Genomic DNA, 22,942 nt, shown 5'->3' on the forward strand with positions numbered 1-22,942 from the left:
GCCCGGTCCTCCAAAGCCGCCCGCCCCGCCAGCGACCACCCCACATCCACCGGCGAGACACCCTCACCCACGTGGGACAGCAACCGCTCGGCCTGAGCCTGCAGCGCCCCCTCCCCACGCCCGGACACCACCCACGGCACCACCGAAGGCACCGACCCCGAGACCCCCGGAACCTCCGGAGCCTCCTCCACGATCACATGCGCGTTCGTGCCACTCACACCGAAGGACGAGATGCCCGCCCGACGCGGCTCTCCCGTCTCCGGCCAGGCGCGCTGCTCCGTGAGGACGCGGACGGCGCCGGTGGTCCAGTCGACCTGAGGGGTGGGTTCGTCGACGTAGAGGGACTGCGGCAGGGCACCGTGCCGTATCGCCTCGACCATCTTGATGACGCCGGCGACACCGGCGGCGGCGGCCGTGTGGCCGATGTTCGCCTTGAGGGAGCCGATCCACAGCGGGCGGTCGGCCGGGCGCCCCTGGCCGTAGGTGGCGAGCAGGGCCTGCGCCTCGATCGGGTCGCCGAGGGTCGTGCCGGTGCCGTGGGCCTCGACGGCGTCCACCTGCGCGGTGGTGAGCCCCGCGTTGGCGAGGGCGGCACGGATGACGCGCTGCTGGGAGGGGCCGTTGGGGGCGGTGAGGCCGTTGCTGGCGCCGTCCTGGTTCACGGCCGAACCGCGCACGACGGCCAGCACCTTGTGGCCGTTGCGCCGGGCGTCCGACAGCCGCTCCAGCAGCAGCATGCCGACACCCTCACCCCACGCCGTACCGTCCGCCGTGGCGGCGAAGGGGCGGCAGCGTCCGGTGCGGGAGAGCGCGCCCTGGCGGCTGAACTCCACGAACGTCTCGGGGGTCGCCATCACCGTGACGCCGCCGGCGAGGGCGAGGGAGCACTCGTCGTTGCGCAGCGCCTGGACCGCCAGGTGCAGGGTCACCAGCGAGGAGGAGCAGGCCGTGTCGACGGTCACCGCCGGGCCTTCCAGGCCGAAGGTGTACGACAGGCGCCCGGAGACCACGCTGGCCGCGATGCCGGTGGCGAGGTAGCCCTCGGACTGTTTGGGGGCGCGGCGCAGCAGTGCGGCGTAGTCCTGGCCGTTGGTACCGGCGAAGACACCGGTACGGCTGCCCTTCAACGACGTCGGATCGATGCCGGCCCGCTCGATGGCCTCCCACGAGGTCTCCAGCAGCAGCCGCTGCTGCGGGTCGAGCGCCGTCGCCTCACGCGGGGAGATCCCGAAGAAGGCGGGGTCGAAGTCGCCGACGTCGGTGAGGAATCCGCCTTCGCGGACGTACGACGTTCCCGGCCGCGACAGCTCCGGGTCGTACAGGCCCTCGGTGTCCCAGCCACGGTCGGTGGGGAACTCGGAGAAGGCGTCCTCGCCCGAGGCGAGCAACTGCCACAGCCGCTCGGGCGAGTCGACCCCGCCGGGGAAGCGACAGCTCATCCCCACGATCGCGATGGGCTCGCGCTCTCCCGACTCCACTTCCTGGAGGCGTTGCCGTGCTTCGTGAAGTTCGCCGGTCACTCGCTTCAGGAAGTAACGGAGCTTGTCCTCGCTGGTGTTGGTCACGCCGTACTGCTCCAAGTTCGGGAAGTCGTCACGCGGTGCGCGGAGAGGGAAGTCGAGGGAGGGGGATGGGGGCCGGGAGTCAGGAGATGCCGAGTTCGTTGCTGATGAAGTCGAAGACGTCGTCGTCGGAGGCCGAGGCGAGCTTGTCGGCCGCCCGACCCGGTTCGGGCTCGGCTCCCTCGGCGGGACTGCACAGCTGGAGCAGTGCCTTCAGCCGCAGGGTGATCTCGTTACGGGCCTCGTCCTCGGCCTCTCCGACGAGTGCGGAGATGTCCGACGCGAGCCGGTCGAGTTCCCCGACCACGCTGTCGAAGCGCCGGGCCCCTTCGGGGCTCAGCTCCGCCCTCAGGCGGTCGGCGAGGAGCTGGGGCGTGGGGTGGTCGAACACGATCGTCGCCGGTAGCCGCAGTCCAGTCGCGCCGGTGAGGCGCTTGCGCAGTTCGACGGCGGTGAGCGAGTCGAAGCCGAGGTCCTTGAACGCCCGGTCAGCTGTGACCGCCTCGTCGGTGCCGTGCCCGAGCACGGCACCGACGTGTGTACGCACCAGGTCCAGCAGCCGCAGGTCCTGCTCCGCCGGGGAGAGTCCACCGAGTTCGGCGCGCAGGGTCTCGGCGGGATCGCCGTCCGTGCCGGCGCCGTCGCCGACGGCCGTCTCCAGCGCGCGGCGCGCCTCCGGGATCTCCGCGATGAGCGGAGCGGGGCGGGCGGTCGCGAGCCGCGGGGCGAAGCGTTCCCAGTCGATGTCCGCGACGACGACCTGCTCCTCACCCCGGCCCAGCACCGACTCCAACACCTTCAACGCATCACACGGCTCCATCGGCGCCACCCCACCACGGTGCGCCCACGACTCCCTCGCCTCACCCACGGCAAGACCCTCACCGGCCCAGCGTCCCCACGCCACCGACGTCGCCGACAACCCCTGCGCCCGCCGCAGAGCCGCCAACCCGTCCAGACAGGCATTCGCCGCCGCATAGTTCGCCTGACCCGCACCACCGACCGTCCCCGCCAACGACGAGAACAGCACGAACACCTCCAACCCCAGATCCCGGGTCAACTCGTGCAGATGCCAGGCACCCTCCGCCTTCGCACCCAGCACACCGGCCAGCCGCTCCGGCGACAACGTCTCGATCACACCGTCGTCCAGCACACCCGCGGTGTGGACGACGCCGGTCAGTGCGGGAATCGACGCCGCCTTCAGGGAAGACAGCAACGCGCGGACCTGGTCGCGGTCGGCCATGTCACACGCGGCAAGCGTCACACCGACGCCCAGACCTTCCAGCTCGTCGCGCAGGACATCAGCCCCCGGCGCCTGCTCCCCCCGACGGGAGACCAGCACCAGATGCTCCACCCCACGCCCGGCCAGCCAACGCGCCACATGACCACCCAGAGCACCCGTGCCACCGGTGACCAGAACCGTCCCGCTGGGACGCCACTCCCCGGCACCAGCCCGGCCCACACGCACCAGCCGACGCCCGAACACCCCCGCCGAACGCACCGCAACCTGATCCTCACCAACCGCACCCGACAACACCGCACCCAGCCGGTCCGCCACCGAGCCGTCCAAGGCCTCCGGCAGATCAACCAGCCCACCCCAGCGCTCCGGACACTCCAGAGCAGCCACCCGGCCAAACCCCCACACCCCGGCCTGCACCGAGCCGACCACCCGATCCCCACCACCAACACCGACAGCACCCCGGGTCACACACCACAACGGCCCCTCAACCCCGGCATCACCCAGCGCCTGCACCAACCCAAGCGTGCCCGCCAGACCAGCCGACTCATCCAGCGCAAGCAACGACACCACCCCCACCGGAGCCGCCACACCGCGCAACACCTCAGCCAACCCGACCCGGTCCACGCCCGGCTCGACCGGCAGCAACCGGACCTGCGCACCCTTCGTTTCGAGGGACCGCACCACACCAGTCGTCCAGGCGTCCTCGGCCAGCCCCGCAGGCACCACCACGAGCCAGGTACCGGACAGCTTCTCGGCCTTCGCGGACACCGGCCTCCATGCGACGCGGTACTGCCAGCCCTCCAACCGGGCCTCGTCCCGCTGTTCCTGCCGCCAGGCCGTCAGCGCCGGCAGCGCCGCCTTCAACGGCTCGTCCGGCGACACCCCGAGGACCGACGCCAGCGACTCAAGGTCGCCGTTCTCCACGACCTCCCAGAAGCGTGCGTCGGCCGGGTCGGCGGCGGTGGCCTGCCCGCCGGTGGGCGCGTCGAGCCAGTAGCGGTTGCGCTGGAAGGCGTAGGTGGGCAGGTCGGTGTGGTGGGCGCCGGTGCCGGTGAAGGCCTGGGCCCAGTCGACGTCGATGCCGTGGACCCACAGCTCACCGAGAGAGGTCAGGAAGCGGTCCAGGCCGCCGTCGTCGCGGCGCAGGGTGCCGGTGACGACCGCGTCCTCGGCGGTGTCCTGGATGCTCATGGTCAGCACCGGGTGCGGACTGACCTCCATGAACACCGTGTGGTCCTGACCGGTGAGGGTACGTACGGCGTCCTCGAAGCGGACCGTGCGGCGCAGGTTGCGGTACCAGTACCCGGCATCCAGAGCCTCACTGTCGATCCAGTCGCCCTCGACCGTCGAGAAGAAGGGGACTCGGGGCGACACCGGCGCAACCTCGGCCAGAGCCTTGGCGAGATCGTCCTCGATCCGCTCCACGTGGCTGGTGTGGGAGGCGTAGTCCACCGGGATACGACGCGCTCGGACCTCGTCGGCCTCGCAGGCGGCAATCAGCTCATCCAGAGCCTGCGGCTCACCCGCCACCACCACCGAGGTGGGCCCGTTCAGAGCGGCGATCTCGATACGGCCGTCCCAGCCGGCGATCCGCTCCGCGACCTGCTCCGCGCTCAGCGCCAGGGACACCATGCCCCCGTCACCGGCCAGGCTCGCCGCGATCGCCTGCGACCGCAGAGCAACCACCCGAGCGCCATCGCGCAGCGTCAGCCCACCCGCGACACACGCGGCAGCGATCTCACCCTGCGAGTGACCCACCACGGCAGCCGGCTGGACACCGTAGGAGCGCCACAACGCGGCCAGCGACACCATCACCGCCCACGACAACGGCTGCACCACATCCACCCGCTCCAACGACGGAGCACCCACAACCCCGCGAAGAACCGCCTCCACATCCCAGTCCACGAACTCCGCAAGAGCCTGGGCACACTCGGCGAAACGATCCGCGAACACCGGAGCCGAGTCGAGGAGCTCCACACCCATCCCGGCCCACTGCGCACCCTGACCCGGGAAGACGAACACCACCCGGCCACCACCACCAGACCCGGCATCCACCTCACCCAGCCCAGCGAGGAGCTCACCCCGGTCACGGCCCACCACAACAGCCCGGTGCTCCAACCGCGCCCGACTGGCCAGCGTGAAGCCCACGCTCACCGGAGAGAACTCCGGCTCCTCCGCGAGATGAGCGAGCAGCTTCGCCGCCTGCTCCCGCACCGCCTCCGCACTGCGCGCGGACAAGACCCACGGCACCGCCACCGGCTCCACCACAGCCGCCCGCTCAACCTCCGGCGCCTGCTCCAGGACCACGTGCGCGTTGGTCCCACTGACGCCGAAGGACGAGACACCCGCCCGACGCGGCCGGTCAGCCGTCTCCGGCCACTCCCGCGCCTCCGTCAGCAGCTCAACAGCCCCCGCCGACCAATCCACCTCACGCGTCGGCTCGGTGACGTGCAGCGTCCTGGGAAGCATCCCGTGCCGCATCGCCTGCACCATCTTGATCACACCGGCGACTCCGGCAGCCGCCTGCGCATGCCCGATGTTCGACTTCAACGAACCCAGCCACAACGGCCGATCCGACTCCCGGTCCTGCCCGTACGTCGCGATCAGCGCCTGCGCCTCGATGGGATCGCCCAGCACCGTGCCGGTGCCGTGCGCCTCGACCGCGTCCACCTCACCGGTGGACAGCCCGGCGTTCGCCAGCGCAGCCCGGATCACCCGCTGCTGGGAAGGCCCGTTGGGCGCCGTAAGACCGTTGCTGGCACCGTCCTGGTTCACGGCCGAACCGCGCACGACCGCCAGCACGGGGTGCCCGTTGCGCCGCGCGTCCGACAGCCGCTCCAGCAGCAGCATGCCGACGCCCTCGGCCCAGCCCGTACCGTCGGCCGCGTCCGAGAAGGACTTGCAGCGGCCGTCCGGGGACAGGCCCCGCTGCCGGCTGAACTCCACGAACGTCGTCGGGGTCGACATCACCGTCACACCGCCGGCCAGGGCCAGGGTGCACTCGCCCGCGCGCAGCGCCTGGGCGGCCAGGTGCAGGGCGACCAGCGAGGACGAGCACGCCGTGTCCACCGTCACCGCCGGGCCCTCCAGCCCGAAGGTGTAGGAGATCCGGCCCGAGGCGACACTTCCGGCACTGCCGTTGCCCAGGTAGCCCTCGAAGCCCTCCGGTGCACCGCCCAACCGGGATCCGTAGTCGTTGTACATGACGCCCGCGAAGACGCCGGTACGGCTGCCGCGCACCGAATCCGGGTCGATGCCCGCCCGCTCGAAGGCCTCCCAGGACGTCTCCAGCAGCAGCCGCTGCTGGGGGTCCATCGCCAGCGCCTCACGCGGCGAGATGCCGAAGAACCCCGGATCGAAGTCGGCCGCGTCGTGCAGGAAACCGCCCTCGCGGACGTACGACGTGCCCGTCCGCTCCGGATCCGGGTCGTACAGGCCGTCCAGGTCCCAGCCACGGTCCGTCGGGAAGGGCGAGATCGTGTCCGTGCCCGCGACGACGAGGTTCCACAGGTCCTCTGGGGTGGTCACGCCGCCGGGAAGGCGGCAGCTCATCGCGACGATGGCGATGGGGTCCTGGTCGAACGGGGCTCCTGCGGGGAGGGGTTCGCCGGTGAATTCGCCTGTGGCTCCGGTGAGTTCGCCCAGCAGGTGGTTCACCAGAGCGGTCGGCGTGGGGTGGTCGAAGACGAGGGTGGCGGGCAGCCGTAGACCGGTCGCCGCGTTCAGCCGGTTCCGCAGGTCAACGGCCGTCAACGAGTCGAAGCCCAGCTCCTTGAAAGCCCGGCCCTCCTCCACCGACGCCGCCGAACCGTGCCCCAGCACCGCGGCCACCTGGCCACGCACCAGCCCGGACAGCTCCCGCACCCGCGCATCCAGCGACAACCCCGCCAGCCGGTCCACCAGACCCGAACCAGCACCCGGGTTCTCACTCGCACGCGCCCGGCGCATCCGGCCGCCGGCCAGCCCGCGCAGCACCGCCGGCACACCGGCACCCAGCTCGCGCAGCGCCGTCGCATCGAACCGCACCGGCAAGACCGACGCCGGTCCCGCGGCCATGGCCGCGTCCAGCAACTCCAGTCCCTCATCGGATGACAGCGCCCTGAGCCCCGACCGCGCGATGCGCGCGAGGTCCAGGTCGCTCAGCTCACCGGTCATGCCGCTGCGCTGCTCCCAGAAGCCCCACGCCAGCGAGACCGCGGGCAGCCCCTCGGCTCGGCGGACAGCGGCCAGCGCGTCCACGAACGCGTTCGCGGCCGCGTAGTTGCCCTGTCCCGCGCTGCCCAGCACACCGGACGCCGACGAGAACAGCACGAACGCCGACAGACCGAGGCCACGGGTCAGCTCGTGCAGGTTCCAGGCACCGTCCACCTTCGGTCGCAGCACGGTGTCGAGCCGCTCGGGGGTCAGGGACGACACGATGCCGTCGTCCAGCACACCCGCCGTGTGCACCACACCCGTCAACGGGTGCTCGGCCGGAATCCCCGCCAGCACCCCAGCCAGGGCGGCACGGTCGGCGACATCACACGCCACCACCGACACCTCCGCACCCAACCCGCCCAACTCAGTGACCAGTTCGGCGGCACCAACGGCCTCCGGCCCGCTACGGCTGACCAGCAGCAAACGCCGTACCCCATGCGCCGTCACCAGATGCCGCGCCACCAGAGCGCCCAGCGTGCCGGTCGCACCCGTCACCAGCACCGTGCCCTCGCCGAAGCCGCCGGCCGTGTCCACGGCCCCCGCACGCATCCGCCGCAGCCGCGGCACACGCACGTCACCGGAGCGCACCGCCAGCTGTGGCTCGTCCCGCTCCAGCGCCCCGGGCAGCACGCTCCACGAGGACTCGGCACCGTCGACGTCCACCAGCACGAACCGGCCCGGGTTCTCCGTCTGGGCCGACCGCAGCAGACCCCACACCGCGGCCGCCCCGAGATCGGTCACGTGCTCCTGCGGCCCTGCCGCCACCGCGCCCCGCGTGACCAGCACGAGCCGCGAGGCCGCGAACCGCTCCTCCGCCAGCCAGCCCTGCACCAGCTCCAGGGCCTCACGCAGAGCCGTGTGCACGGCGTCCGCGGTCGTCCCCGCGGTGTCCGCCGAGCCCGCGAAGCGGCAGATGACCAGGTCCGGTACGGCGTCCCCGTCGGCGAGGGCGTCGAAGTCCGGGTACGTCGGTCCGCCGATCGGCGACTCACCAACGAAAGCCCGGGTGACCGCCCCCGCGGCCTCCGGCCCCGGCGCGGCGGCGGTCCACTGAAGTTCGAACAGGTCCTCGCGCAGGGTCCCTCGGACCGAGGCGAGCTGCTCCCGGTCGACGGGCCGGGTCAACAGCGAGCCGACGGTCGCGACGGGCCGCCCGGTGCCGTCGGCGACGGTCACCGACAACGCGTCCGCACCGGCCGGCGCCAGACGTACCCGCAGCGCCGACGCGCCGGAGGCGTGCAGCGAGGCGCCACGCCACTCGAACGGCAGCCGCGCCTGCGCGTCGGAGAAGAACCCGCCCAGCCGCGCAGCATGCAACGCGGCGTCCAGCAGCGCGGGGTGCAGACCGAAGCGAGCCGCCTCGTCCCGCTGTTCCTCCGCCGACTCCACCTCGGCGAACACCTCGTCGCCGCGCCGCCAGGCGGCACGCACCCCCTGGAACGCCGGCCCGTAACCGTACCCGGCACCGGCCAGCTCGTCGTACAGCGCGTCGGCCTCGACGCGCACAGCACCCGACGGCGGCCAAACCACCAGGTCGGCACCGGCCTCGACGGCCTCCCGCGCCAGCACACCGGTGGCGTGGCACGTCCAGGCGTCCCCGGGCGACTCCGCTGTGGTCTCCGTCGCGGAGTCGGCACAGGAGTACACGGCAACCGTCCGCCGCCCGTCGGCGCCGGGCTCCCCGACGGTGACCCGCAGCCGGACCCCGCCCTGTTCGGGCAGCGTCAGCGGGGCCTGGAGGGTCAGCTCCTCGACCGCCTCGCAGCCGACCTCGTCACCGGCACGCACGGCCAGTTCCACGAAGGCGGTACCCGGCAGCAGCACCACACCATCGACCGCGTGATCCGCCAGCCACGGATGCGTCCGCAGCGACAACCGGCCCGTCAGGACCACACCACCCGAGTCGGGGAGGTCCATGACCGCCCCGAGCATGGGATGTCCGGCAGCCGACAGGCCCACGGCCGCCGTGCCGGCGCCGTCCGTCGGGCTGACGTCGAGCCAGTAGCGGCGTCGCTGGAAGGCGTACGTGGGCAGGTCGACGTGGTGGGCGCCGGTGCCGGTGAAGGCCTGGGCCCAGTCGACGTCGATGCCCTGGACCCACAGCTCGCCGAGAGAGGTCAGGAAGCGGTCCAGGCCGCCGTCGTCGCGGCGCAGGGTGCCGGTGACGACCGCGTCCTCGGCGGTGTCCTGAATACTCATGGCCAGCACCGGGTGCGGGCTGACCTCGACAAACGCCGTGTGGTCCTGACCGGCCAGGGTACGTACGGCGTCCTCGAAGCGGACCGTGCGGCGCAGGTTGCGGTACCAGTACCCGGCATCCAGGGCCTGCGTGTCCAGCCAGCCGGCCTCCACCGTGGAGAAGAAGGGGACCGTGGACGCCTGCGGACGGATCTCCGCCAGGGCCTTGGCGAGGTCGTCCTCGATGCGTTCGACGTGGGAGGTGTGGGAGGCGTAGTCCACCGGGATACGACGCGCTCGGACCTCGTCGGCCTCGCAGGCGGCAATCAGCTCGTCCAGAGCCTGCGGCTCACCCGCCACCACCACCGAGGTGGGTCCATTGAGCGCGGCGATCTCGATACGGCCGTCCCAGCCGGCGATCCGCTCCGCGACCTGCTCCGCGCTCAGCGCCAGGGACACCATGCCCCCGTCACCGGCCAGGCCGGCCGCGATCGCCTGCGACCGCAGCGCGACCACCCGGGCGCCGTCCTTGAGGGTCAGCGCCCCAGCCACGCAGGCGGCAGCGATCTCACCCTGCGAGTGACCCACCACGGCAGCCGGCTGGACACCGTACGAACGCCACAGCGCGGCCAGCGACACCATCACCGCCCACGACAACGGCTGCACCACATCCACCCGCTCCAACGACGGAGCACCCACAGCACCGCGAAGAACCGCCTCCACATCCCAGTCCACGAACTCCGCCAACGCCTCGGCGCACTCAGCGAAACGATCCGCGAACACCGGAGCCGAGTCGAGGAGCTCCACACCCATCCCGGCCCACTGCGCACCCTGACCCGGGAAGACGAACACCACCCGGCCACCAGAACCAGACCCGGCATCCACCTCACCCAGCCCAGCGAGGAGCTCGTCCCGGTCACGGCCCACCACGACCGCCCGGTGCTCCAACCGCGCCCTGCTGGCCAGCGTGAAGCCCACGCTCACCGGAGAGAACTCCGGCTCCTCCGCGAGATGAGCGAGCAGCTTCGCCGCCTGCTCCCGCAACGCACCGGCACTACGCGCGGACAAGACCCACGGCACCGCCACCGGCTCCACCACAGCCGCCCGCTCAACCTCCGGCGCCTGCTCCAGAATCACGTGCGCGTTGGTCCCACTGACGCCGAAGGACGAGACACCCGCCCGACGCGGGCGCCCCTCGGTCTCGGGCCACTCGCGCGCCTCGGTCAGCAGCTCAACAGCCCCCGCCGACCAGTCCACCTTCGACGACGGCTCACCCACATGCAGCGTCCGCGGCAGCACACCGTGCCGCATCGCCTCGACCATCTTGATGACGCCACCGACACCGGCAGCCGCCTGCGCATGCCCGACGTTCGACTTCAACGAACCGAGCCACAAAGGTCGTTCCCGGTCCCGGCCGTACGTCGCGATCAAGGCCTGCGCCTCGATCGGATCCCCGAGCGTGGTGCCCGTACCGTGCGCCTCGACCGCGTCGACGTCCGTTGCCGAGAGCCGCGCGTTCGCCAGGGCGGCCCGGATGACCCGCTGCTGGGAGGGCCCGTTGGGCGCCGTAAGACCGTTGCTGGCACCGTCCTGGTTCACGGCCGAACCGCGCACGACCGCCAGCACCGGGTGCCCGTTGCGCCGCGCGTCCGACAGCCGCTCCAGCAGCAGCATGCCGACGCCCTCGGCCCAGCCGGTGCCGTCCGCGTCGTCGGAGAAGGACTTGCAGCGGCCGTCCGGGGACAGGCCCCGCTGCCGGCTGAACTCCACGAAGAGGCTCGGTGTGGCGATGGCGGTGACGCCGCCGGCCAGGGCCAGCGAGCACTCGCCCGACCGCAGCGCCTGCACCGCCAGGTGCAGGGCGACCAGCGACGACGAGCACGCCGTGTCCACCGTCACCGCCGGGCCCTCCAGGCCGAGGGTGTAGGCCACGCGGCCCGAGGCGATGCTGCCGGCGCTGCCGTTGATGAGGTAGCCCTCGAATTCGGCAGCGGTGCCACCGTAGATGCGTGCCGCGCCGTAGTCGTCGTACATGACGCCCGCGAAGACGCCGGTACGGCTGCCGCGCACCGAATTCGGGTCGATGCCCGCCCGCTCGAAAACCTCCCAGGACGTCTCCAGCAGCAGCCGCTGCTGCGGGTCCATCGCCATCGCCTCACGCGGCGATATCCCGAAGAACTCCGCGTCGAAGCGGTCGAGGTCGTGGAGGAATCCGCCTTCTCGGGCGTACGTCCTGCCCTTGCTCTCCGGATCGGCGTCGTAGAGGGAGTCGAGGTCCCAGCCGCGGTTCGTGGGGAAGGCGGACACCGCGTCGGTGCCGGTCGCGACGAGGTTCCAGAGGTCCTCGGGGCCGGCGACTCCGCCCGGGTAGCGGCAGCTCATCGCGGTGATCGCGATCGGCTCCGCGTCGGCGTCCTCCAGTTCCCGCAAACGCTGCCGGGCCTGGTGCAGGTCCCCGGTGACACGCTTGAGGTAGGCGCGAAGCTTTTCTTCGTTTGCCGTACTCACGCTTTCCCCCTTTGTGTTCCGCGTTCCACGCCGAACAGCGTTCAATGAAGTGATGTGCAGTGCAGTGCAGTGGTCGGTCAGGAATGGTCGGTAGGGATCAGAGTTCCTCGTCGATGAACTGGAAGAGGTCGTCGTCGCTGGCCTGGTCGAGTTTGTCGGCCACGGTGAGCGCGGCGTCCGCGCTGCCTGTTCCGTCCCCTTCGCACTGGGCGAGCAGCTTGCGCAGCCGGGTCTGGATGAGGCCGCGCTCCGGGTCGTCCTGGGCGAGTCCGGTGAGCGCCGACTCCAGGGCGTCGAGCCCGCGCAGACCGTCCTCCACCGCGGTCGCGGCGCGTGCGGGGGCGAGTTCGGCAGCCAGGTGCGCCGCCAGTGCGTCCGGGGTCGGGTGGTCGAAGATCAGGGTGGCCGGCAGCCGCAGTCCTGTCTCCCGGCCCAGCAGGTTCCGCAGTTCGATCGCGGTCAGCGAGTCGAAGCCGACGTCCTTGAAGGGCCGTGCCGCCTCCACGCCCGCCGGGGTGGCGTACCCCAGCGCCGTGGCCGCGTGGCCGCGTACCAGGTCGAGGACGGCGCGGTGCCGCTCGTCCTCGGTGAGACCCGCGAGCCGTTCCCGCAGTGCCGAGCCCGTGCCCTCGGCTGCCGCTCCCCCGGTCGCCGCCGCGGCGCCGGTGTCGCTCGCGGCGGACCGCCGCGCCACGGGTACGCGCACCAGCCCGCGCAGCAGGGTCGCCACGCCGTCGCCGTCCTGCCCGTCCGCCGCCCGGGCGCGCAGCGCGGCCGGGTCCAGCCGCATCGGGAGCAGCACGGCGTCGTCCGCCCGGCCGGCGGCGTCGAACAGCGACAGTGCGCGGTCGGAGTCCAGGGCCGCGATGCCCAGGCGGGCCAGCCGCTGCCGGGCGCCCTCGCCCAGCCGCTCGGTCATGCCGCTGCGCTCGGCCCACAGGCCCCAGGCCAGCGAGCGGGCCGGCAGCCCGAGCGCGTGGCGGTGGTGGGCGAGGGCGTCCAGGAAGACGTTGGCCGCCGCGTAGACGCCCTGTCCCGCCGTGCCGAGCGTACCGGCGGCGCCCGAGAACAGGACGAACGCCGACAGGTTCGACTCGCGCGTCAGCTCGTGGAGGTGGAGCGCGGCGTCGACCTTCGGGCGCAGCACCCGGTCGATCTGGTCGGGTGTGACGGCGGTCAGGGTGGCGTCGTCCAGCACGCCGGCCGCGTGGACCACCGCGGTCAGCGGATGCTCGTCCGGTACGCCGTCGAGCAGCCGTTCCAGCGCCGCACGGTCGGCGGTGTCGCAGGCCACCAGGGTGACCCGGGCGCCCAGAGCGGTGAGTTCGGCGCGCAGTCCGGCGGCACCCTCGGCGTCCGGGCCGCTCCTGCTGGTGAGCAGCAGGTGCCGTACACCGTGCTCGGTGACGAGGTGCCGGGCGAGCAGGCTGCCGAGGCCACCCGTCGCTCCGGTGAGCAGCACCGTGCCCGACGGGTCGAGCAGCGGACCCGCGGCGGACGGCCGGGAGGCCGTCCGCCGCAGCCGGGGGACCAGCGCTTCCCCGGCGCGTACGGCGAACTGGGGCTCGCCCGAAGCCAGCGCGGCCACCAGGGCCGGGCGTGAGGTCTCGTCCTGGTCGAGGTCGGCCAGGACGAACCGGCCGGGGTGCTCGGACTGCGCGGAGCGGATCAGGCCCCACAGCGGCGCCTTCGCCAGGTCGGGCCGCTCGCCCGCACCGGTCACCACGGCTCCGCGCGTGAGGAAGACGAGCCGGGACGTCGCGAACCGCTCGTCGTCCAGCCAGGCCCGCGCGGTCGCCACCGCGCCCTCGACCGTCGTACGCACGCCCTCCGCGGTACCCGCGAGGGCCTTGTCGCCGTCGTCCTCAGCGGAGACGCAGGCCACCAGCACCACGTCCGGTACGACCGTCTCACCGGCGTCGATCGCGGCGGCCAACGCCACCAGGTCCGGGTGGACGGACACGTCGGCGGGCGCGTCGGGGACGTCGCGGAGGTGCGCGCTGAGCTTGCCCTCGTCGGGGCCGACCACGGCCCACACCCCGGCGCTCGCGGACCCGGCGACCTGCCGCAGCGGCTGCCACTCGACGCGGAACAGCTCGTCGTCATGACGCTCCGCCGCCACGGCGAGCTGTTCGGGCTCGACGGGCCGCAGCACGAGCGACTCGATCACGGCCACGGGACGCCCGGCGCCGTCGGCGACGACCACCGAGGCCCCGTCACCCCCGGCGGGCGTCAATGCCGCCCGCACGGCCGAGGCCCCGCCCGCGCGCACGGAGATCCCGCGCCATGCGAACGGCAGCACGAGAGCGCGCCGCTCGCCGTGGAAGTCACCCATGCGCAGTCCGTGCAGCGCCGCGTCCAGCAGTGCCGGATGCAGCGCGTGGCCGGCGGCAGCGTCCCGCTGGTCGTCCGGGAGCACCGCCTCCACGAACACCTCGGCACCGCGCCGCCAGGCCGCGCGCACGCCCCGGAACACCGGGCCGTAGTCGTAGCCGTCGGCGGCGAACTCCTCGTAGAGAGAGCCCGTGTCCACGGCCACGGCACCCTCCGGCGGCCACACCGTCAGATCCCCCACCGGCGGCACGGGGCTCTCGGCGACCGCCAGCACACCCTCGGCGTGCCTGGTCCACTCGTCGCCGTAGGACAGGTCGTCCCGCCGGGAGTGAAGGGTGAGCGTACGCCGCCCGGCCTGGTCGGGCGCCCCGACGGTCACCCGCAGCCGGGTCCCGCCCGTCTCCGCGACGATCAGCGGCGCCTGCAGCGTCAGTTCCTCCACCACAGCGCAGCCCACCTGGTCACCGGCCCGCACGGCCATGTCCACGAATGCGGTCCCGGGCAGCAGCACCGCCCCGGCCACCGCGTGGTCGGCCAGCCACGGATGCGTCCGCAGCGACAGGCGGCCCGTCAGTACGACACCGCCGTCGGGGAGCTCGACCGAGGCGCCCAGCAGCGGATGCTCCGCCGACTCCGCCCCGAGCGCGCTCAGCGCGGCTTCCGGCGTGCCGGTGCTGGTGTCGAGCCAGTAGCGGTGGCGTTGGAAGGCGTAGGTGGGCAGGTCGACGCGGGTGGCACCGGTACCGGTGAACACCGCCTTCCAGTCCACCTCGACACCGTGAACCCAGGCACGGCCCAGCGCCGCGAGCAGCGCCTGCTCCTCCGGCCGGCCACCACGCAACACCGGGACGAACAGCGCATCGCCGGCCACCTGCGAACCCGGACCGGTCAACACACCGTCCGGACCCAGCTCGATGAACACCGTTACGCCCTGCGCGGCCAGCTCCGCCACACCATCGGCGAAACGGACCGCCTCACGGACATGCCGCACCCAATAGGCCGGGTCACGGATCTCCGCCGACGCGGCGAGGCGCCCGGTCAGGTTCGACACCAGCGCAAGCTGCGGCGCCGAATACTCAAGACTCTCGGCGACCGCCCGGAACTCCGCCAGCATCGGCTCCATCCGCGGCGAATGAAACGCGTGCGAGACCGCAAGCCGCTTGGTACGACGGCCCTTCTCCGACAACTCCGCCGCCAACGCCGTGACCGCGTCCTCATCACCGGACACCACCACCGACGTGGGCCCGTTGACAGCAGCGACACCCACCTGCCGCTCACGCCCCGCAAGAAGGGCCACGACCTCGTCCTCGGTGGCCTCCACCGCCACCATCGCCCCACCCCCCGGCAAGGCGTCCATCAACCGGCCACGCGCCGCCACCAGCCGAGCCGCATCCCCAAGCGACCACACCCCGGCCACATACGCAGCCACCAACTCACCCACCGAATGCCCGCCCACAAAATCCGGACGCACACCCAAAGACTCCACCAACCGGAACAGAGCCACTTCTACGGCGAACAGCGCGGCCTGCGTGAACACCGTCCGATCCAGCAGACCCGCCTCCGAACCGAAGACGACATCCCGCACACCGACACCAGCACCCAGTTCGGCGTCCAGGGCCGCACACGCCTCGTCGAAAGCCTCCGCGAAGACCGGGAAACGCCCGTACAACTCCCGGCCCATCCCCAGCCGCTGCGAGCCCTGACCGGAGAACAACACCCCAAGCCGGCCACCCACCACGCCACCCGCGATCACGCTCGGCGCGGACTCACCCCGCGCCAACGCCTCCAGCCCGGCCACCAACTCCCCACCCGAGGAACCGACCACCACAGCCCGGTCCTCCAAAGCCGCCCGCCCCGCCAGCGACCACCCCACATCCACCAGCGAAACACCCTCACCCACACCGGACAGCAACCGCTCGGCCTGCGCCCGCAACGCCCCCTCCCCACGCCCGGACACCACCCACGGCACCACCGAAGGCACCACACCCACACCATCGGCCACCGACCCCGAAACCACCGGAGCCTCCGGAGCCTCCTCCACGATCACATGCGCGTTCGTGCCACTCACACCGAACGACGACACACCCGCCCGACGCGGACGATCACCCGTCTCCGGCCACTCCCGCGCCACCGTCAGCAGCTCAACAGCCCCCGCCGACCAGTCCACCTTCGACGACGGCTCGCCCACGTGCAGCGTCCGCGGCAGCAGCCCATGCCGTATCGCCTGGACCATCTTGATGACGCCGGCGACACCGGAGGCGGCCTGCGTGTGCCCGACGTTGGATTTCAACGAGCCGAGGAGCAGCGGCCGTTCGCGGCCCTGGCCGTAGGTCGCGATGAGCGCCTCGGCCTCGATCGGGTCTCCCAGGGCCGTGCCGGTGCCGTGGGCCTCGACGGCGTCCACGTCACCGGTGGACAGTCCGGCGCTGGCCAGGGCGGCGCGGATGACCCGCTGCTGGGACAGCCCGTTCGGGGCGGTGAGGCCGTTGCTCGCGCCGTCCTGGTTCACGGCCGAACCACGCACGACGGCCAGCACCTCGTGCCCGTTGCGCCGGGCGTCCGACAACCGCTCCAGCAGCAGCACGCCGACGCCTTCCGCCCACGAGGTGCCGTCGGCGGCGTCGGAGAACGCCTTCGAGCGGCCGTCCGGGGCCAGTCCGCGCTGCCGGCTGAACTCGATGAACAGGCCGGGGGTGGGCATCACGGTCACGCCGCCGGCGAGGGCGAGGGAGCACTCGTCGTTGCGCAGCGCCTGGACCGCCAGATGCAGGGCGACGAGGGACGACGAACACGCCGTGTCCACCGTCACCGCCGGGCCCTCCAGGCCGAGGGTGTAGGCGATACGGCCGGAGATGACGCTGGAGGACTTGCCCGTCAGGAGGTAGCCCTCGACGCTCTCCGGGGCCTCGTGCAGGCGGGCACCGTAGTCCTGGTAGGTCATTCCGGCGAAGACACCGGTCGCGGTGCCCTTGAGCGAGGTCGGGTCGATACCGGCCCGCTCGATGGTCTCCCAGGACGTCTGCAGCAGCAGCCGCTGCTGGGGGTCCATCGCGAGTGCCTCGCGCGGGGAGATCCCGAAGAACGCCGGGTCGAACTCTGCGGCGTCGTGGAGGAATCCGCCCTCGCGGGCATACGTCCTGCCGGGCCGGCCGGGGTCGGGGTCGTACAGGCCCTCGATGTCCCAGCCACGGTCGGTGGGGAAGCCGGAGACAGCGTCCTGCCCGCGTACGAGCAGCTGCCACAGCTCCTCGGGGGTCTGCACGTCGCCGGGCAGCCGGCAGCCCATCGCGACGATCGCGATCGGTTCGTCGCCGTGCTCGGTACCGTCCGCGGGTGTGCTCGCGCGGGTCGCGGCCGAGGCAGTGGCGGGTTCTGACTGGTGCTGCTTCCCGAGCAGTTCGGCGTGCAGGTGCCGGGCCAGGCGCGTGATCGTGGGGTGGTCGAACACCGCGCCGGTGGCCAGTCGCACCCCGGTGGCGGCGTTCAGCCGATTGCGCAGCTCCATGACCCGCATCGAGTCGAAGCCGAGTTCCTTGAAGGCGCGCCCGACCGCGACCGCGTCCGTGTCGGTGTGGCCGAGGACCACGGCCGCCTGGGTGCGGACCAGCTCGGTCAGGGTGCGCTCCTGCTCGCCGGGGGCAAGCTCCGCGAGCCGCTGTGCCAGCGTCGTACCGGGCGGCACGGACCCGTCGGCGGAGCCGGTGCCCGCGAGACCGTCGGCCGCCGTCGGTGTGCCGGCCCGCAGTGCTTCCGGCACCCCGTCGAACAGCCGGGTCGGTCGGGTCGGCGCGTACGCCGCGACGAACCGCTCCCAGTCCACATCGGCGACGGCGAGGAACGGCCGGTCGGGGCCCGTCGCCTGTGCCAGGGCCTCGATCGCGGCCTCCGGCGCCATGGCGATCAGTCCGCGTCGCCGCATCCGCTCGTCCGTGTCGTCCCCGACCATGCCGCCGCCGCTCCACGTGCCCCAGGCCAGGGACAGCGCGGGCAGCCCGCGGGCGTGCCGGTGCTGGGCGAGCGCGTCCAGGGAGGCGTTCGCGGCGGCATAGGCCGCCTGGCCGCCGTTGCCCCAGACACCGATGACCGAGGAGAAGAGCACGAACGCGTCGAGCTCCTTGTCGGAGGTCAGCTCGTCAAGGTGGCGGGCGGCCTCCACCTTCGACCGCAGCACTCCGGCCAGTGCTTCGACGGACAGCGTCTCGATCACACCGTCATCCAGCACCCCCGCGGTATGCACCACACCCGTCAACGCCGGGATCGGCGCCGCCTCCAACGAGGACAACAGCGCCCGGACCTGCTCACGATCAGCCACATCACAGGCCACCAGCGTCACACCGACGCCCAGACCCTCCAGCTCATCGCGCAGAACACCAGCCCCCGGCGCCTGCTCCCCCCGACGGGAGACCAGCACCAGATGCTCCACACCCCGCCCGGCCAGCCAGCGCGCCACATGACCACCCAGAGCACCCGTGCCACCGGTGACCAGGACAGTTCCCCGCGCACTCCACCCCCCACCACCAGCCCGGCCCACACGCACCAGCCGGCGCCCGAACACCCCCGCCGAACGCACCGCCACCTGATCCTCACCAACGGCACCGGACAACACCGCACCCAGCCGGTCCGCCACTGAGCCGTCCAAGGCCTCCGGCAGATCAACCAGCCCACCCCAGCGCTCCGGACACTCCAGAGCAGCCACCCGGCCAAACCCCCACACCCCGGCCTGCACCGAGCCGACCACCCGATCCCCACCACCAACACCCACAGCACCCCGGGTCACACACCACAACGGCCCCTCAACCCCGGCATCACCCAACGCCTGGACCAACCCCAGCGTGCCCGCCAGACCAGCCGAGACTGCGCCGCCCACCGCGTGCGCCGACTCGTCCAACGCCAGCAACGACAACACTCCCGCCGGAGCCGCCACACCACGCAACACCTCGGCCAACCCGGTCCGGTCCACACCCGGCTCGACCGGCAGCAACCGGACCCGCGCACCCTTCATCTCAAGGGACCGCACCACACCAGTCGTCCAGGCGTCATCGGCCAGCCCCGCAGGCACCACGACCAGCCACGCCCCCGACAGCATCGCGTCCGGCCGGACGGTCACCGGCCGCCAGGAGACGCCGTACCGCCAGTCATCGGACGCCGCCTGCCGCCGAAGCGTCTTGCGCCACGCCGAGAGCGCGGGCAGGACCTCACCGAACGGCTGGTCCCCGGAGACCTGAAGCGTGTCGAGGACGGCCGAGAAGTCCTCGCTCTCGACAGCCGCCCAGAACCGCGCGTCGGCCGGATCAGCCGTCACCGCGTCCGAAGGAGCCGGGGCGTCCAGCCAGTAGCGGCGTCGCTGGAAGGCATACGTCGGCAGCTCGACATGGTGCGCCCCGGTACCGGCGAACACCTGCCCCCAGTCCACAGCCACGCCACGGACCCACAGCTCACCGAGAGAGGTCAGGAAGCGGTCCGGGCCGCCGTCGTCACGGCGCAGGGTGCCGGTGACGACCGCGTCCTCGGCGGTGTCCTGGATGCCCATCGCGAGCACCGGGTGCGCCGACACCTCCACGAACGCGGTGTGGTCCTGACCGGAGAGCGCGCGTACGGCGTCCTCGAAGCGGACCGTGCGGCGCAGGTTGCGGTACCAGTACCCGGCGTCCAGGGCCTGCGTGTCCAGCCAGTCGGCCTCCACCGTGGAGAAGAACGGCACCGCAGAGGTCTGCGGACGGACCTCCGCCAGGGCCTCGGCGAGGTTCTCCTCGATGCGTTCGACGTGGGAGGTGTGAGAGGCGTAGTCCACCGGGATACGACGCGCACGCACTCCGTCGGCCTCGCAGGCGACGATCAGCTCGTCCAGAGCCTGCGGCTCACCCGCCACCACCACCGAGGACGGACCGTTCAGCGCGGCGATCTCGATACGGCCGTCCCAGCCGGCGATCCGCTCAGCAACCTGCTCCGCGCTCAGCGCGACGGACACCATGCCGCCGTCACCGGCCAGGCTCGCCGCGATCGCCTGCGACCGCAGCGCGACCACACGAGCGCCATCGCGCAGCGTCAGCCCACCCGCGACACACGCGGCAGCGATCTCACCCTGCGAGTGACCCACCACGGCGGCCGGCTGAACACCGTAGGAGCGCCACAGCGCGGCCAGCGACACCATCACCGCCCACGACAGCGGCTGCACCACATCCACGCGCTCCAACGACGGAGCACCCGCAGCACCGCGGAGGACCGCCTCCGCGTCCCAGTCCACGAACTCCGCCAACGCCTCGGCGCACTCAGCGAAACGGTCGGCGAACACCGGAGCCGAGTCGAGGAGCTCCACACCCATCCCGGCCCACTGCGCACCCTGACCCGGGAAGACGAACACCACCCGGCCACCAGAACCGGACGCGGTGCCCTGCACCAATCCTGCGGCCGACTCACCGTGTGCCAACGCCCGCAGCCCGGCCACCAGCGCGTCCCGGTCGGTGCCGACCACGGCGGCCCGGTCGTCCAGGGCGGCCCGCCCCGCGGTCAGTGTCCAGCCCACGTTCACGGGGGAGAGGTCCGCGTCGCGCTCCACGCGCGCCAGCAGGCGGACGGCCTGGCCCCGCAGCGCCTCGGGCCCGCGCCCTGACAGCACCCACGGCACCGCCACCGGCTCGGCCGGAAGCGGCAGTTGGGCCTCCGGCGCCTGTTCCAGGATGACGTGCGCGTTGGTGCCGCTGATACCGAAGGAGGACACACCGGCCCGGCGCGGGCGCCCCTCGGTCTCGGGCCACTCGCGCGCCTCGGTGAGCAGTTCGACCGAGCCCGCCGACCAGTCCACCTCGCGCGTCGGCTCGGTGACGTGCAGGGTCCGCGGCAGCATGCCGTGCCGCATCGCCTCGACCATCTTGATGACGCCGCCGACACCGGCGGCCGCCTGCGCGTGCCCGACGTTCGACTTCAACGAGCCGAGCCACAGCGGCCGGTCCCGGTCCTGGCCGTAGGTCGCGATCAGCGCCTGCGCCTCGATGGGATCGCCCAGCACCGTGCCGGTGCCGTGCGCCTCGACCGCGTCCACCTCACCGGCCGACACCCCGGCGTTCGCCAGGGCAGCCCGGATCACCCGCTGCTGGGAAGGCCCGTTGGGCGCCGTAAGGCCGTTGCTGGCACCGTCCTGGTTGATGGCCGAGCCGCGTACGACCGCCAGCACCGGGTGGCCGTTGCGGCGTGCGTCCGACAGCCGCTCCAGCACCACCATGCCCGCGCCCTCGGCCCACGAGGTCCCGTCGGCCGAGTCGGAGAACGCCTTGGACCGTCCGTCGGAGGCGAGCCCGCGCTGCCGGCTGAACTCCACGAACATGCCGGGCGTCGCCATGACGGTGACGCCGCCGGCCAGGGCCAGCGTGCACTCCCCGGCCCGCAGGGCCTGGGCGGCCTGGTGCAGGGCGACCAGCGACGAGGAGCAGGCCGTGTCCACCGTCACGGCAGGGCCTTCGAGGCCGAGGACGTATGCCAGGCGCCCGGAGACCACGCTGACCGACTTGCCGGTCAGCAGGTAGCCGTCGAGGCCGTCCGCGGCCTCGTGCAACTGGGTGCCGTAGTCCTGGGACATGGCGCCGGCGAAAACACCGGTGCGGCTGCCCTTGAGCGACAGCGGGTCGATGCCCGCGTGCTCCAGCGCCTCCCAGGACGTCTCCAGCAGCAGCCGCTGCTGGGGGTCCATCGCCAGCGCCTCACGCGGCGAGATCCCGAAGAACCCGGGGTCGAACTCGGGTGCCTCGTAAAGGAACCCGCCTTCACGGACGTACGACGTCCCGGAGCGGCCGGGGTCTGCGTCGTACAGCGTGTCCAGGTCCCAGCCGCGGTCCATCGGGAAGGCGGCGATTCCGTCGCGCCCGGTGCGCACCAGGTCCCACAGTTCCTCCGGCGAGGTCACCCCGCCGGGGAAGCGGCACCCCATCCCCACGATCGCGATGGGCTCGTCCACCTGCCCGGTGTCGCCCGGCATCTCGATGTCGGCCGAGTGGTCGGTGCCCAGCACCTCGGCGTCCAGGTGCCGCATGAGGGCGGTCGGCGTCGGATGGTCGAAGATCAGCGAGGACGGCAGCCGCAGCCCTGTCGCCTCGTTCAGCCGGTTGCGCAGCTCCACCCCGGTCAGGGAGTCGAAGCCCAGGTCCTTGAAGGTCCGCGCCGGGTCCACAGCTGCCGCGGAGCCGTATTCCAGCACGGTCGCGATCTGCGTCCGGACGAGTTGTTCCAGCGTCTGCCCGCGCTCGTCGTCGGAGGCGGCGGCGAGACGCTCGCGCCAGGACTCCGCCCTGACGGCCCGGGGCTCCTCGGCCACCTGCTGTGCCGTCTCGCCGAGCCAGTAGCGTTGGCGTTGGAAGGCGTACGTGGGCAGGTCGACGCGGGTGGCACCGGTACCGGTGAACACCGCCTTCCAGTCCACCTCGACACCATGAACCCAGGCACGGCCCAGCGCCGCGAGCAGCGCCTGCTCCTCCGGCCGGCCGCTGCGCAACACCGGGACGAACAGCGCATCGCCGGCCACCTGCGAACCCGGACCGGTCAACACACCGTCCGGACCCAGCTCGATGAACACCGAGACACCCTGCGCGGCCAACTCCGCCACACCATCGGCGAAACGGACCGCCTCACGAACATGCCGCACCCAATAGGCCGGGTCACGGATCTCCGCCGACGCGGCGAGGCGCCCGGTCAGGTTCGACACCAGCGCAAGCTGCGGAACCGAGTAGGTCAGGCTTTCGGCGACCGCCCGGAACTCCGCCAGCATCGGCTCCATCCGCGGCGAATGAAACGCGTGCGAGACCACAAGCCGCTTGGTACGACGGCCCTTCTCCGACAACTCCGCCGCCAACGCCGTGACCGCGTCCTCATCACCGGACACCACCACCGACGTGGGCCCGTTGACAGCCGCGACACCCACCTGCCGCTCACGCCCCAC

General features: G+C 72.3%; 3 protein-coding genes. All 3 read right to left on the minus strand.

What is annotated here, in order from left to right; translation table 11 throughout:
- On the minus strand, positions 1-1,580 hold a 1,580-nt coding region (locus ABT171_RS40950), incomplete at its 3' end, for a type I polyketide synthase (protein WP_503078968.1).
- Between the two features lie 64 nt (positions 1,581-1,644).
- Positions 1,645-11,727 carry a type I polyketide synthase gene (locus tag ABT171_RS40955; RefSeq protein ID WP_503078971.1) on the minus strand — a complete coding sequence of 3,361 codons (10,083 nt, stop codon included), beginning with the start codon at positions 11,725-11,727 and terminating at the stop codon, positions 1,645-1,647.
- Positions 11,728-11,779: 52 nt separating this feature from the next.
- On the minus strand, positions 11,780-22,942 hold an 11,163-nt coding region (locus ABT171_RS40960), incomplete at its 5' end, for a type I polyketide synthase (protein ID WP_503078973.1).

The sequence above is a fragment of the Streptomyces sp. NPDC001851 genome, from assembly GCF_040297165.1.
GTDB lineage: Bacteria > Actinomycetota > Actinomycetes > Streptomycetales > Streptomycetaceae > Streptomyces.